At 34.3% G+C, this 13211-nt stretch carries 15 protein-coding genes and 1 pseudogene; 8 read left to right on the top strand and 8 right to left on the bottom strand.

Annotated elements, in window-relative coordinates; translation table 11 throughout:
* On the bottom strand, positions 1-198 hold the full coding sequence (gene thiS, locus H3R28_RS07820; RefSeq protein WP_155565035.1) for a sulfur carrier protein ThiS: 198 nt from the start codon (positions 196-198) through the stop codon (positions 1-3).
* A gap of 5 nt (positions 199-203) precedes the next feature.
* Entirely contained in the window at positions 204-1121 is a 918-nt protein-coding gene (locus H3R28_RS07815) for an FAD-dependent oxidoreductase (RefSeq protein ID WP_155565034.1), read from the bottom strand.
* Between the two features lie 328 nt (positions 1122-1449).
* Between H3R28_RS07815 and cynS the strand changes: the two genes are divergently transcribed.
* Entirely contained in the window at positions 1450-1893 is a 444-nt protein-coding gene (cynS, locus tag H3R28_RS07810) for a cyanase (protein WP_110439450.1), read from the top strand.
* A 77-nt stretch (positions 1894-1970) separates the two neighbouring features.
* On the opposite strand, the gene nrdG is transcribed toward cynS, so the two are convergent.
* The 3 genes and pseudogenes from nrdG to H3R28_RS07795 all read right to left on the bottom strand — a co-directional run.
* Entirely contained in the window at positions 1971-2477 is a 507-nt protein-coding gene (nrdG, locus tag H3R28_RS07805; RefSeq protein ID WP_198195125.1) for an anaerobic ribonucleoside-triphosphate reductase activating protein, read from the bottom strand.
* Complete coding sequence (nrdD, locus tag H3R28_RS07800) at positions 2464-2631, bottom strand: anaerobic ribonucleoside-triphosphate reductase (protein ID WP_198185489.1); 168 nt, start codon at positions 2629-2631, stop codon at positions 2464-2466. Before nrdD ends, nrdG begins: the two co-directional genes overlap by 14 nt.
* A gap of 27 nt (positions 2632-2658) precedes the next feature.
* Positions 2659-4713, bottom strand: a pseudogene (locus H3R28_RS07795) (anaerobic ribonucleoside triphosphate reductase); the annotation flags it as partial.
* A gap of 447 nt (positions 4714-5160) precedes the next feature.
* Between H3R28_RS07795 and H3R28_RS07790 the strand changes: the two are divergent.
* The 3 genes from H3R28_RS07790 to H3R28_RS07780 all read left to right on the top strand — a co-directional run bounded on the left by H3R28_RS07790 (position 5161) and on the right by H3R28_RS07780 (position 6228).
* Complete coding sequence (locus tag H3R28_RS07790; protein ID WP_110439447.1) at positions 5161-5778, top strand: LysE/ArgO family amino acid transporter; 618 nt, start codon at positions 5161-5163, stop codon at positions 5776-5778.
* A gap of 125 nt (positions 5779-5903) precedes the next feature.
* On the top strand, positions 5904-6053 hold the full coding sequence (locus tag H3R28_RS07785; RefSeq protein ID WP_155566442.1) for a hypothetical protein: 150 nt from the start codon (positions 5904-5906) through the stop codon (positions 6051-6053).
* A gap of 37 nt (positions 6054-6090) precedes the next feature.
* Positions 6091-6228: a hypothetical protein gene (locus H3R28_RS07780; RefSeq protein WP_198210580.1), complete on the top strand. Its 138-nt coding sequence runs from the start codon at positions 6091-6093 to the stop codon at positions 6226-6228.
* A 118-nt stretch (positions 6229-6346) separates the two neighbouring features.
* Here H3R28_RS07780 and H3R28_RS07775 read toward each other — a convergent pair whose 3' ends face one another.
* The gene (locus tag H3R28_RS07775) at positions 6347-7900 is read right to left on the bottom strand and encodes a S8 family peptidase (RefSeq protein ID WP_408869246.1); all 1554 of its coding nucleotides are present in this window, start codon (positions 7898-7900) and stop codon (positions 6347-6349) included.
* Between the two features lie 269 nt (positions 7901-8169).
* A complete protein-coding gene (locus H3R28_RS07770) occupies positions 8170-8358 on the bottom strand; it encodes a hypothetical protein (protein WP_198210579.1) in 189 nt (62 codons plus the stop codon).
* Positions 8359-8423: 65 nt separating this feature from the next.
* Here H3R28_RS07770 and H3R28_RS09085 point away from each other — a divergent pair, with 65 nt between their 5' ends.
* Positions 8424-8618, top strand: a complete 195-nt coding sequence (locus H3R28_RS09085) for a helix-turn-helix domain-containing protein (protein WP_198210611.1) — start codon at positions 8424-8426, stop codon at positions 8616-8618.
* A gap of 725 nt (positions 8619-9343) precedes the next feature.
* Entirely contained in the window at positions 9344-9709 is a 366-nt protein-coding gene (locus H3R28_RS07760; protein WP_198210578.1) for a hypothetical protein, read from the top strand.
* A gap of 30 nt (positions 9710-9739) precedes the next feature.
* Here H3R28_RS07760 and H3R28_RS07755 read toward each other — a convergent pair whose 3' ends face one another.
* On the bottom strand, positions 9740-10048 hold the full coding sequence (locus H3R28_RS07755; protein ID WP_198210577.1) for a hypothetical protein: 309 nt from the start codon (positions 10046-10048) through the stop codon (positions 9740-9742).
* A gap of 189 nt (positions 10049-10237) precedes the next feature.
* Here H3R28_RS07755 and H3R28_RS07750 point away from each other — a divergent pair, with 189 nt between their 5' ends.
* Positions 10238-10384 (top strand): hypothetical protein, encoded by a 147-nt coding sequence (locus H3R28_RS07750; RefSeq protein WP_198210576.1) that lies wholly within the window; start codon positions 10238-10240, stop codon positions 10382-10384.
* A gap of 80 nt (positions 10385-10464) precedes the next feature.
* Positions 10465-13209, top strand: coding sequence for a DNA methyltransferase (locus H3R28_RS07745; RefSeq protein WP_198210575.1), 2745 nt, complete (start codon positions 10465-10467; stop codon positions 13207-13209).
* The last annotated feature ends 2 nt before the right edge of the window (positions 13210-13211 follow it).

Genomic DNA, 13211 nt, shown 5'->3' with positions numbered 1-13211 from the left:
CTAACCTCCCTGCATTGGTGATACAACTTCGATTTTCATATTTTCCTGCAGCTGGGTCTCCTCATAACGTGCCCGAGGAATAAAATTTCCGTCGATCGCACTGGCAACACAAGATACATCCATATTTTTTTCCTTCAGCAAATCTGCCAAAGTCTTTACCTGTGTTGTAATGAATTCGCCATTTAAATATAACTTCATTTTCATTATCCCAAAATTTTCTTCACAAAATCTAATGCCAGAACCGGAGCAAGTAAAAAGCCATGTCGATACATGCCATTAATATAAAATTTACCATCCTGTTCAATAATCTGTGGAATATTATCAGGAAAGGAGGGTCTGCATCCTGTTCCTGTTTCTATAATCCTTGCTTCAGCAAAGGCTGGATGAATTGCATATACTGAACTCAGCATTTCTATCAGGGCCCTAGCACTTATGGGACTATCATCATTGCTTTCCACCATTGTTGCCCCTACCATAAATCGGCCATTTGCCCGAGGTACAAGATAACAGGGAAACCGCGGATGCAATAAACGAATTGGACGTAAAAAATTAACTTCGTGGCATTCAAAAATCAGCATTTCACCACGAACAGCCCGTAAATTTTTTAATGAACTGGTTGCCGCCATACCAGTGCAATCAATGATCTTTCCTTTGGGCGAACCCGTATGAAAACTAACACCCTTATTTTTTAAATTTTCTTTTAGTTCCTGCAAGGCCAAGCGAGGATCGATAAAGGCCTCAGAAGGAAAAAACAGTCCCTCAGAAAAACGACCCTTCAAATCTTTTTCTATCTTACCTGGATCAACCCATTCATGACAAATGGTCATATTGGCAAACCGTCTTAATTCAGACATATCTCGAGGCGGCGCAATGACAATGGTTCCGGTTTTTTTTACATTGCTGACATGATTATCCCACCACTCAACAGATAATTGTCCATTTTTTACGACAATATCTGGCGCACTTTCCCCTTCACAAAATGGTGCCAACATACCGCCAGCAAAATATGATGCGGCCTGAATATTTGGATTTTCAACAACCTCTAGTTTTTCACCCTTTTCACATAAAGCTGTTGCAATACACAATCCTGTAACACCACTACCAAGAATAGACCAAGCCATTTATCCTACCTTATATAAATTGATCTCATAATCAATATTCAACTGATTATCATATGAAATGGATAAATAGAAAAGGAACAAGAAAGTGAGTATAAACAATAATTAAAAAAATTTTATTATTATTAAATATTATTAAATTTTTATAAAATAATAATATTAATTATATAATTATAGATTGAAAATTATAACACATAATTATAACAAAAAACAAAATATATACTTTAAAACTATTGATAGTAAAAATAAAATATCCAAATATCACATGTCATTAGATTATCAAATTTAAGAATATTCAACTCAATGTAACATTTTTTATTTGGAAATTATCATGAACCGTCTACAAATCACAGAAAAAATAATTCAAACCAAAATTAGTAAAGACATTAAATGGTCTTTTGTTGCCGAAACCTTAGGATTAAGTAAGGAATATGTTACAGCCGCCTGTCTCGGGCAAATGCCTTTAAATAAAGAACAGGCCGTTCTGATCGCTTCTATTTTTGATCTGACAGAGGAGGAAACCAATTGGTTGACCGTTCCACCCAATAGAGGAAGTCTTCCAACTGCCATTCCTTCTGATCCAACAATATATCGTTTTTATGAACTAATTAATGTATATGGATCAGCCATCAAGGAACTTATTCACGAAGAATTTGGAGATGGTATAATGAGCGCCATTGATTTTTCAATGAATATAACCAGAGAACCTAATCCCAATGGGGATCGTGTTAATATTCAACTTAGCGGTAAATTCTTACCTTATAAAAAATACTAGATTTTTCAAAAATATCAGTATTATACTATAAATGATCCTTTATCCATCTATCGAGGATCATTTTTCATTAATTTAAATCAATATTTTAATTGATCTTTTATTCGTTGCCGATCCATTCTATATAGAATTCTTTGATTGGCGCTGCCTCGAAAAGACAATTGCAAATCCCGTTGACTGATCTGAAATGGACCGTCAATCAAAATATCAGTCAATTCCAATAGATGGATAATTAAAGGATTGCATTTTCCCAGTTCCAATAATCGTTCATACGTATAACCCGTATAAGTAACCAGCGTTTTTCCTGTTTTCTTTACAATATTGGCAAGTAAAACAAGACTTTCCGCCTGCAAAAACGGTTCCCCACCCGAAAACGTCATGCCTGATAAAAGTGGATTATTCAAAAAGTCATTGATAATTTCTTGAATAGAAATTTCATAACCACTGTTTAGTGCATGTGTTTCAGGATTATGGCATCCGAAACATTGATGAGGGCAACCCTGGGTAAAAACAACATACCTCAACCCAGGCCCATCCACGATAGATTCTGCTTCTATACCACTGATACGCAGTTTAGCTACAGCCATGCTTGACACGATCTTTTTCTTCGGCACGTTTGGCATTATTAAAACGATCCAATGTACCAACCAAATATCCCGTTATGCGGCGTGTCCTGGCAAAACTTATATCTTTTCCCATCATTTTTAAATTTTTTTGAACATGTTCTATAGGTTTAACCATATTGCATTTGCCCATTATTAACCCTTTCTAATTATAATCTGGAACATTCGAATAAATCTGTCTTAATTCGTTCAGTTTCGCGATACTGACCTCCTCACCATCTTTACGCCCGCAACGTGGACATTCATTATCAATAACACCAACATACCCACAAACAGGATCTCTATCTAAAGGATGATTAATCGCCCCATAACCAATTCCAGATTGTTTCATGTAACGGATAATTATTTCAAACGCATCCAAATTTTTACATATATCACCATCAAGTTCGATATAGGTTATGTGACCACCATTGGTTAATTCATGATAGGGTGCTTCAAGTTGAATTTTTTCATGCGCTTTTACTGGATAATAAACAGGAACATGAAAAGAATTCGTATAATAATCCCGATCTGTCACCCCAGATATGACACCATATTTTTCACGATCCATAAAAACAAAACGGCCACTTAGACCCTCGGCAGGCGTGGCAATCAATGAAAAATTAAGTTTTGTTCTTTTTGCCGCCTCATCTGTTTTTTTACGCATATAACTGACAATTTTTAGCCCCAACTCCTGCGCAACCTCGCTTTCCCCGTGATGAAAACCCACCAAAGCTTTCAGGGTTTCAGCCAAACCAATAAAACCAACCGTTAAAGTGCCATGCTTTAGAACTTCAGCAACTTCATCATTTTCTGATAAATTTTCTGAATCGATCCATATCCCTTGTCCCATTAAAAAAGGGTAATTTTTCACTTTCTTACGACACTGAATTTGAAACCGATGTATAAGTTGACGAAAAGATAGATGAATCATTTCATCAAGCAACTGAAAAAATAAATCTGTATTACCTTTTGCTTTCAGAGCTAGCCGGGGCAAATTGATTGACGTAAAGCTTAAATTTCCACGGCCACATATTGTTTGTCTGTCCGGATCATAAACATTTCCCAAAACACGTGTACGACATCCCATATATGCAACTTCCGTTTTATAATCACCCTGTTTATAAAACACTTTATTAAAGGGAGCATCGATAAAACTGAAATTTGGAAAAAGACGTAAAGCGGACGTTTCCATCGCCAATTTGAATAGATCATAGTTTTTATCTATCGGATTAAAATTGATTCCTTCCTTTACTTTAAAAATCTGGACAGGGAAAATAGGTGTCTCACCATTACCAAGCCCCGCTTTCGTTGCCAGCAGAAGATTTCGAATAGCCATGCGACCTTCTTCAGAAGTATCCGTTCCATAATTAATTGAACTAAAGGGAACCTGTGCCCCAGCACGTGAATTCATTGTGTTCAGATTATGTATAAACGCTTCCATCGCCTGATAAGTGCGTCTCTCTGTTGTACCGAGCGCCTTTTTACATGCAAAGTTATAAGCTTTCCTTATTATTTCTAAATCAACACCCAAATTCCCAAGTTGATATAATTTTTCTCCATAAGATTCTAAAAATTGAAGGCCAATAACACCTATCCGATGCTCAACCTGATCTTGAAAAACATCAATTTCCACATTTCCCAATTGTGTTTCAATTTGCAAAAAAATTGAAAAAACCTTCCAAAATTCTTGTCTGAATGTTTTTTTAACTCCATCTGCCATTGCATAATCAAAGTTGGGAACACTTTGCCCTCCATGCATTTCATTTTGATTGGCCTGAATGGCAATACAGGCAAGAGCTGAATAACTCTCGATTGAATTAGGTTCTCTTAAATAACCATGCCCCGTTGAAAAGCCTTTTTTGAACAATTTAACCAAATCAATCTGACAACATGTTTCGGTCAACATGTAAAAATCCTTGTCATGAATATGAATGTCACCATTCTGATGGGCATGTGCAATTTCTTCAGGCAATATGTATTGATCTATAAAGAATTTTGATCCTTCGGAACCGTATTTCAACATTGTGCCCATGGCGGTATCCCCATCAATATTCGCATTTTCCCGCTTAATATCTTCATCCTGGGCCGCTGTAAAAGTCAATTTCTTATAAATATCCATCAATCCAGTTTCATTTGAGAACACCGGATCAGGTTTCTGGGTGCTTAGAACAGGCTTCATCGCAATTTTGACATCTTCATAACGCGTTAACATATTCCAAACAACTCCCTGGTATTTATTTTACTCTACAAATAATCAATTCCTATTTTGTGGGATCGAAACTAAAAATTCAAACAGGCCTACTTTGTATATTCAAGTCTACCGAATTCACCAGAAAAATAACTCAAAAAACAATTGAACCCTTTTATATAAATATTTTCGAAACCTTTCTTTAATACTATATATTGTATGTAAAAATTTTTAAAGAACTATTTATAGATATTTTTTATTAAATTATCTATTTTTACTTGACTGTTGAATTTCATTTTATCCTATCCATCTGATCTATTTGAAACCTCTGCCAGAGCGACTAAATATTGAAAATTTATTCATTCATTTGACCTAGACACATGGATAAAATTTTCCAGATATATATAATCCTGGCCAGATCCAACCTCATTTTATACATCATTATATCTATTGATTATTATCCTTAAGAGACCGTTCATGAATTTATCAGCTGTCATATCTGGTTTCCTTACAACCGCCAGTCTGATTATGGCAATTGGTGCGCAAAATGCCTTTATACTGCGACAGGGATTGCAACAGAATTTTGTTGGCTTAATCATCATTATCTGTTCCCTGTCCGATATTTTACTGATTTCATCAGGCATTGCAGGAATTGGCAAGATTGTTCAAACCTGCCCTCAACTGCTTCAATTCTTCCGTTATGGAGGGGCATTGTTTTTGGCTGCCTATGGTTTAATGGCAGCCAAAAGAGCTCTGTCAACCGTTGAAACCCTAAATCCGACAAAAGAAAAAACGGCAAGCCGAAATAAAATAATATTGACCTGTTTGGCGTTTACCTTTTTAAATCCGCATGTTTATTTAGATACAATGATTCTGATCGGCAGCATTTCAACACGTTTTGCAGGTATTGGCAAATGGTTCTTTGGCATGGGGGCCTGTATGGCAAGTGTCACCTGGTTTACATTGCTTGGATATGGCGCAAAGTTTTTACAACCCTTTTTTCAAAATCCCCTGACCTGGAAATTGCTTGAGGGATTTATTGCATTGCTTATGTTTTTCTTGAGCTATATGTTAATTTTTCATTCAACAAACTGATAAATCCAGAAATCTGATTGATCACAATAAAAACCGTAATTCATTTAATATAAATGATAAAACACTTATTAATTTAACGAAATAGCATTATAATGTAACTGTATCATAATATAAGGAATTCAATTATGCTAAGAAAACTGGAAAAACTTATTTTATTTACTTTATTTGTTCTATTGGTTTACCGACTGGGCAAAGCCACAATTACATTGTCACAAAAGGAGAATGGCTGGTCCTTTGATATTGATTTTAAAACACATCCATTAGTTCAGAAATAAACTCTTGATCTATTCATTCGTTGGGAAAGTTCAAATCATGACCAAAAATAAAAAACCTAAAGTAGATAAAATTGCCCCCTCAAAAAAAACCGACAACATGCCCAATAATAATAAAAATGATAAGCTGATTCCTGATAAACCTTTGGTTGACAAAATCAACAAAAAAAATAAATAAACCTGATTAAATACAAATAAAGTCGTCTTGTTTAATTCCCTTTATTTGTATTTAAAATTAAAAAAAGCAACGTATTATAAACATTATTAATATGATTAATTAAATTATTTTTACATGATTAAACTCTAATAACTGTTTGATTTTTAAGTTCTAAACGTTCTTTTATCTGCGTATATAATTGTGCATTTTCATTTTCTCTATCTGCAAGGGTTATAACCAAAGCATAATTTTCATATTTTTTACTAATTTTTTTTCCCCAATCTGAATCTTGTCTTGTTACGACAATAAAAAAATACTTTTTATTAATATATTTATTCTTCTGGATCATACTAAAAGTAGTAGACTGAACTGTTCCTTTACCTCTACGTCCGATAGGAACTGTTTTTTTTGTATCTATCTCCTCTATAGAAGATACCGTCTTTTTATTTTCATTATTAAATGCATTTGTAATTTCTTGTAATGAATTACCCGTGACCACTCTAAAAGAAATTCGACTAGCAATGTAATTTTTTCTAGTCGTTCTGACCTCCGAATAATAGGCCAAAGTCACTCGAATTTCTCTTATTCTTCTTTTACCTTTTATAAAATCATCAGGGATAGGCAATTCATAAAATTGACTTTTATCATTTTCAATCTGCTCTTCAGCCAATAATCCTACAACATTATCTGTTGATTTAAATAATTCACTTTCATCAATTAAACCATAACCTGCAACATCTAAATACGAAACTTCTGATTGTTTATTTTTATCATCTTTATTGTTATCAACATTATTCTTATTAAAAATTTCTTTAATTATCTGAGGCACATTTGCATGATTAACTAATAATGCTCTCAATAAATTAGCCGACGCATTTGGATAATTATTTAATAAACGTCCTGCCAAATGAGCAATATAAGGCGCTGAAAAACTAGTTCCACTCATTTCATTAAATATAGTATTTTCTGTAAAGTTATATTTGCAAGTCAATACTCCTAATCGTCTATCCGTTGCCCGATTTCCACGATTAACAGCTACATTTCCACCTATGGCAATTAAATCAGGTTTGATCATACCCTGGTTAGATGGACCGTGCCTAGTAAACGGAGAAGGTTGCCCAGATTTTGCAATGGGTATTCCTGATATATCATTAATCCTTTTTTGAGCATTGTCTGTTGCTTCATGCCTAGATATAGCTCCTATTGTTAACACATTTGCCGCAGGAGCAGGATCAATAATAATCGTTTCATTTTCGAGTAAATATTCTGGATATCTATCCGAAAAATTTTGCACTGTATTGTGACAAAAAATATCACTAAAATTACCTACAGAGACTACAAAAAGCACATCTAATTCTCTGGCTAATTTATCTAGAATATATGCTATTCCACGAATATGAGAACCACTATATGGTGCATTTTCATTACCAACAGAAAAATTAAATATTTTACATTCATACTCCTCAACAAAATATCGGACTGCTTTATCAATAGTATTTTCAGCTAACGAAATATCAAAATCGCCATTGTCATCAAGAATTTTACCATTTAAAATAAATAATTCTGGTCTCCATAAACCACTTTCATTACATGCTTCTAGATCTCCATATAATGCAACACTTGCAACAGCAGTTCCATGACCACACTGATCAAATGCGTTTTGAGTTTGTGTAAAATTATAACTATCTCCTATTGCAGATTTTAATAAAGGATGTATTTCTTAAAAAAGTTGGATTTCTCCACCATACTGATCTTAAATCATCCTCGAATACCACGTCTCATTATCATATTGACATGTCATACATGAAGTCAAAGGATCTAAGGTTAAATATATTGTCTTTTATATTATCTCTATTAATTCTTAGGAAAGAAATGTTTTTTTTATTTAAAAGATTGCAAATTTTATCTGTGGATAAATCAAGTAAGCTAGATAAAATTAATACATCTACATTACGCATGATATCAAAATCCTTTTTGATCTTCTCCCGTTTCTATATCTTCTTTTTTGGTGCATGGGCCATCTTTACCTTCTATAACCAAACATCCATCATTATATTGCCAAACGCCCTTTATGAAATTATATTTAGCGTTACTTGGATATTTACTAATTTTTCTCTTTGTTCTTTTTGCAGATTTTTGAAGAAAATGCATGTTTATGCCTCTTGTATTTATAACGATCTGTTAATAATAAAAGAGTAAATTAATTATAGCAATATATAAACTTTTTATCATTTAGCATCAAAGATACATGTGCTTACTTAAGCACTTCACAGGCGAATCTGTATCGCTTATTACAAGCTGAAAAGTTAGAAGTCATCAGAAAAAGACGCAATACCCGCATCCCTTATGCGTCTATTAAAGCTTACATTCATAGCTTACCTAAACTTCATGAGCATTTATGTAAAAACTAATAACTTTAGAACTACACCTTATAAATCTTTGATTGATTATAAAGAAATCAAAAAAAAGAAAAGAATCAATAATCATTCTCTCTTAACTCTATAATATCCAATGGAATTGTAAAAGCGTATAAATATATTGTGTTAAATTCTACTATACATGATCAGCATTTAGGATTGTTTAGAGTTAATATACATTCTGGAATTTGGTCAGATTTAGCAACCTCTGATTATAGTGAAAATTTAATTGCATTACTGGCTTATCTAAATCATTCCACTAACAGATTGGCACCATTTAAGCAACCAAACTTTGTTTATGATGTCTAATGAAAATGTTATAGGTTCATTACCACAGACAGGCGATAGCTTAACCCTACAAACATAGAATATTCATTAAGGGCATCTTTATCCAAACGGCACTTTATCAAACTAGCAAGATCAGATCAGACAATATTTAGTTGGCAATTCTCGATTACTCTTCTTTGCATGTGCATCACTGGCAGAGAGTTTATTAGAACTAACCGATATCGCTGGGAATGGATGGCATCTGATTGGTAAAAAGCCAATTAGGTAAAAGCACAACTTTATTTGTTGCAGCATCAATTTGGAGAAAAAGTGCAAGAGATAGGCAAATCAGGAGCTGACAACATACAGGTATGGATTAAAAGGGATTGCCAATAAAAATTTTGATCTCTGTTTGATCTTGGATAAATTTGAAAAGACCTTAACCAAAGAGATTGAGGATATTTTTATATGTTGACCAATGGCTTGATAAAGGCAGAACCAATCAATTAGGTAATACATGTTCTGTGAAAACATGGTCAATATTCCTAACCTCTGGAGAAATTATCCTTGACCAAAAAATGGGAAAAGATCAACGATCCAGTAAAATAGGGCAAAAAGTCAGAATTATAGAAATCCTTGCTGACGCTGGAACAAATATGGGATTATTTAAGAATGTTCACGCGTTTAAAGAGGCTGGGTTATTTGCTTCTTACCTACAAACACAATCCTCTGAATATATAACACAGTTTAATTATTCTTTATTGATGCTCTATGTAAAGCACGTCAAAATAATGAAGAACAATTCAAACGAGAATTAACCGATACTATAAAACAACGCACGCAAGAGCTCATAATAAAACCATAATATAACGAGCAAAGGGGTTACGATTAGAACCATTACCCAGAGTATAGAACAATGTTTCAAAGATTGGATCATTCATAATCCCAATATGCAAGAACATGAAGAAATACACATGATCTTGCATATCGAACATTACCTTGAAACATATGGAACCAATCACTTTATCAATATCATCTTTGCAGACACTGACCAAACTCCCTACCGCGTTGGATATAAAAAGAAAATACCAACGACGTGTTCGATTATTTAATCTTATCTGAAGCCTGGAAAAAAGTTTGTAAAGGGTTTGATCCATTACAAAGGGCTAGAATATTAAGAGATCATCACTTCCTTGATTTTTCCCGACCTGATTAAATAAAGCAAAAAAGTAACAATTCCATTAAATGGAGATATTCGGTGATACATCAACAATGGTGATATCCTAAATTATGAATAAAAAATAAAACCATCAAAATACAGCGGAATTTACGGGAAAAGCGGGAGAATGGCAGAAAACCAACCCCCACTAATCCCGAACAAAAAAAACGAGCGAAAGAAAACAAGAGAACAAAATATCACTATATATCAATATGTTACCATACAAATCCCGCGTTCCCCACTCGCCCGTTTTAAAATTATTAATATTCAATAAAAAATTTAGATATAATCATTAAAATTAAATATAATTTGTTGATGATATAGCTAATCATAATTATCATACGGAAGATATTAATGTTAAACCTTTACGAACTTGAACCAGAGCTAAAATTATTGACAGAGCAATCTTTTGAAGATGGCTCTGCTTTTATTACCAAGTTTCTAGAGATTTATAACATTCCACAAAAGACCATTACGGAAATTCAAAAATCCTATCAATTTAACGCCCCGGTTTTTATTCCTAAAAAACTAGCCTTTATAGCCATTGATCATGATGATTTATTATTGGTCGAAGATAAATTAAAAGAGAAATATAGCAAGCACAAAAACATACCCCGTTTATTCATGGTGACAAATGGAAAAACGATCAGGGCATGGAACAGCAAACAGGATCAGTATTTGGACATTCCATTTGCAAAGCTAAATGATTATTTTGATTTTTTTGCATATTTGGCTGGGATAGAGCGATACGAGATTGAGCAGGAAAATATTGCTGATATCAAGGCTACCGGACGGATTAACAAACTTTATACAGCATTACTGGATGAAAATATGGACTGGATTAACAACCCCAGGGCAGAACATGAATTAAATCTGTTTATAATGCGGTTGCTATTCTGTTTTTTTGCCGAAGATACTAGCATTTTTCCAAAAAATCAATTTACTAAAACAGTAATGACTTATTCATCATCAGATGGATTAAACACAGCAGATATTTTGCACCAGCTTTTTGAGGGAATGGCGACCAGCCCAACCCAAAGACAAACGAAGAATTTTCCGAAATGGGTTTTGGATTTTCCCTATGTGAATGGGGGATTATTTAACGATGAAATTCGTATCCCCAGATTTTCAGATCAAGCATTACGCTTTTTCAGTGATTGCGGAAATTATGATTGGAAAGAAATTAATCCTGATATTTTTGGATCAATGATGCAAGCCATTGCGAACAAAGAGTTACGCAAAGATAATGGGATGCATTATACCTCGGTTCCGAATATTAATAGGTTACTCAATCCGTTATTATTTAATCAATTAAACATAGAATTAACCGAGGCTGGTGATGATTTATCAAAATTAAAGAAATTTCACGATCATTTGGCACGTATTCGTATTTTTGACCCAGCCTGTGGATCAGGTAACTTTTTAATTATTGCCTATCGTCGGTTAAGAGAACTGGAATTCGAGGTATTAAAGCGGTTAAAACAACAAATCGCGGCACCTTTGGGGTTTACATCTATTCAACTGGATCATTTTTATGGAATAGAGCTGGATGATTTTGCGACACAAACAGCACGATTATCGTTATGGATTGCACAATATCAGATGAATGCCAAGATGAAAGAAATATTCGGGGATTCCCCAGCAACCTTGCCCTTAACAGAAAATGGTCATATCATTTGTGGGAATGCGTTACAATTGGATTGGACAAAGATCTGTCCTGTAAAAGATATTGATCCGAAAACAGAAATTTATATAGCGGGCAATCCGCCATTTCATGGCAGCACCTGGCAAAGTAAAGAACAAAAGGAAGATATTGCCCAACTTTTCTCTCCACATACTAAAAAATATAAAACACTGGACTATAGTGCTGGATGGTTTTTCAAAACAGCACAATTACTTGACGAAAATACCACGATATGTGGAGGGGCATTGGTCAGTACCAATTCGATTTGCCAAGGAACCCAAGTGGAGCTTCTTTGGCCGTTAATTTTAGGCCTTAATATTGAAATTGGCTTTGCCTGGCCATCCTTTAAATGGAAAAATAATGCCACCCATAATGCGGGGGTGACTTGTATTATTGTGGGATTACGCCGTGCATCATCAACTATAAAGACATTATATTTCGAGAATCATAGTAATGATATCCCTCATATTTCCCCTTATTTATTGCCTGTCAATAATGATATTATTGTACAAAAACGCAGTAAACCTTTGGGAAAAGTGCCTATTATGATTTTTGGTAATAAGCCCACTGACGGCGGGCATTTAATGTTATCCACACAAGAAAAAAAGGAGTTATTAACTCAATATCCTCAGACTGCACCTTTGGTCAAACGTATTTATGGATCACAGGAATTTATTCGTGGGGAAGAACGTTTTTGCTTGTGGATTCATGATCAGGATTTACCTTTGGCACAATCTATTTCTCCAATTATGGAACGATTTGAAAAAGTTAAACAATCCCGTCTAGCCAGTCCTAAACAAGCAACTCACGAACTTGCCAGAATACCACATCGTTTTGAATTTATTAATGAACAGACTGTTCAAAGTCATGCATTTTTAATCCCTCGCGTTTCTTCGGAGCAACGCCGCTATTTATCCATCGGATTTATGCCTGCTGATGTTATTATTAGTGATCGTAATTTTATTATTTTTGATCCACCTGATTATTTATTTGCCATTTTATCTTCTCGTCTACATGCAGTATGGTTAGCCAATATTGGAGGAAGATTAGGTATGAGTTACAGTTACTCCAACACCATTGTCTATAACACCTTCCCATTTCTTCCCTTAACGTCTGATCAGGAAGAGCAATTGGCTGAATGTGCAGGGAATATTCTGGCTGCCAGAGAGGAACATCCAGGCAAGACCATTGCCACCCTCTATAATCCCCAAACCATGCCTGCCAATCTTTTGCAAGCCCATCAACAATGTGATGAACTCCTGGAAACCTTCTATAATGGCAAAGTTTTTCTTGATGATACAGAACGCTTGACCTTTTTATTCAAACAGTATGAACGTCTGTTAAAAGCAGATATCAAAAAGAAAGCGGCAAAAAAAACTTCTACCAGAGCATCACAAAAGAACAAAAAGGGATAAAA

The organism is Commensalibacter sp. M0268 (genome assembly GCF_016101925.1).
GTDB classification, from domain to species: Bacteria; Pseudomonadota; Alphaproteobacteria; order Acetobacterales; family Acetobacteraceae; genus Commensalibacter; species Commensalibacter melissae.
Note: the sequence above shows the minus strand (reverse complement) of the source record. Positions and strands in the feature narration are given on the sequence as shown.

Excerpts from the sequence above, each read along its gene's own strand:
- thiS (WP_155565035.1), bottom strand. The coding sequence starts at position 198 with ATGAAGTTATATTTAAATGGCGAATTCATTACAACACAGGTAAAGACT.
- H3R28_RS07815 (WP_155565034.1), bottom strand. The coding sequence starts at position 1,121 with ATGGCTTGGTCTATTCTTGGTAGTGGTGTTACAGGATTGTGTATTGCA.
- cynS (WP_110439450.1), top strand. The coding sequence starts at position 1,450 with ATGAACCGTCTACAAATCACAGAAAAAATAATTCAAACCAAAATTAGT.
- nrdG (WP_198195125.1), bottom strand. The coding sequence starts at position 2,477 with ATGGCTGTAGCTAAACTGCGTATCAGTGGTATAGAAGCAGAATCTATC.
- nrdD (WP_198185489.1), bottom strand. The coding sequence starts at position 2,631 with ATGGTTAAACCTATAGAACATGTTCAAAAAAATTTAAAAATGATGGGA.
- H3R28_RS07790 (WP_110439447.1), top strand. The coding sequence starts at position 5,161 with ATGAATTTATCAGCTGTCATATCTGGTTTCCTTACAACCGCCAGTCTG.
- H3R28_RS07785 (WP_155566442.1), top strand. The coding sequence starts at position 5,904 with ATGCTAAGAAAACTGGAAAAACTTATTTTATTTACTTTATTTGTTCTA.
- H3R28_RS07780 (WP_198210580.1), top strand. The coding sequence starts at position 6,091 with ATGACCAAAAATAAAAAACCTAAAGTAGATAAAATTGCCCCCTCAAAA.
- H3R28_RS07770 (WP_198210579.1), bottom strand. The coding sequence starts at position 8,358 with ATGCATTTTCTTCAAAAATCTGCAAAAAGAACAAAGAGAAAAATTAGT.
- H3R28_RS07755 (WP_198210577.1), bottom strand. The coding sequence starts at position 10,048 with ATGGATCAAACCCTTTACAAACTTTTTTCCAGGCTTCAGATAAGATTA.
- H3R28_RS07750 (WP_198210576.1), top strand. The coding sequence starts at position 10,238 with ATGGCAGAAAACCAACCCCCACTAATCCCGAACAAAAAAAACGAGCGA.
- H3R28_RS07745 (WP_198210575.1), top strand. The coding sequence starts at position 10,465 with ATGTTAAACCTTTACGAACTTGAACCAGAGCTAAAATTATTGACAGAG.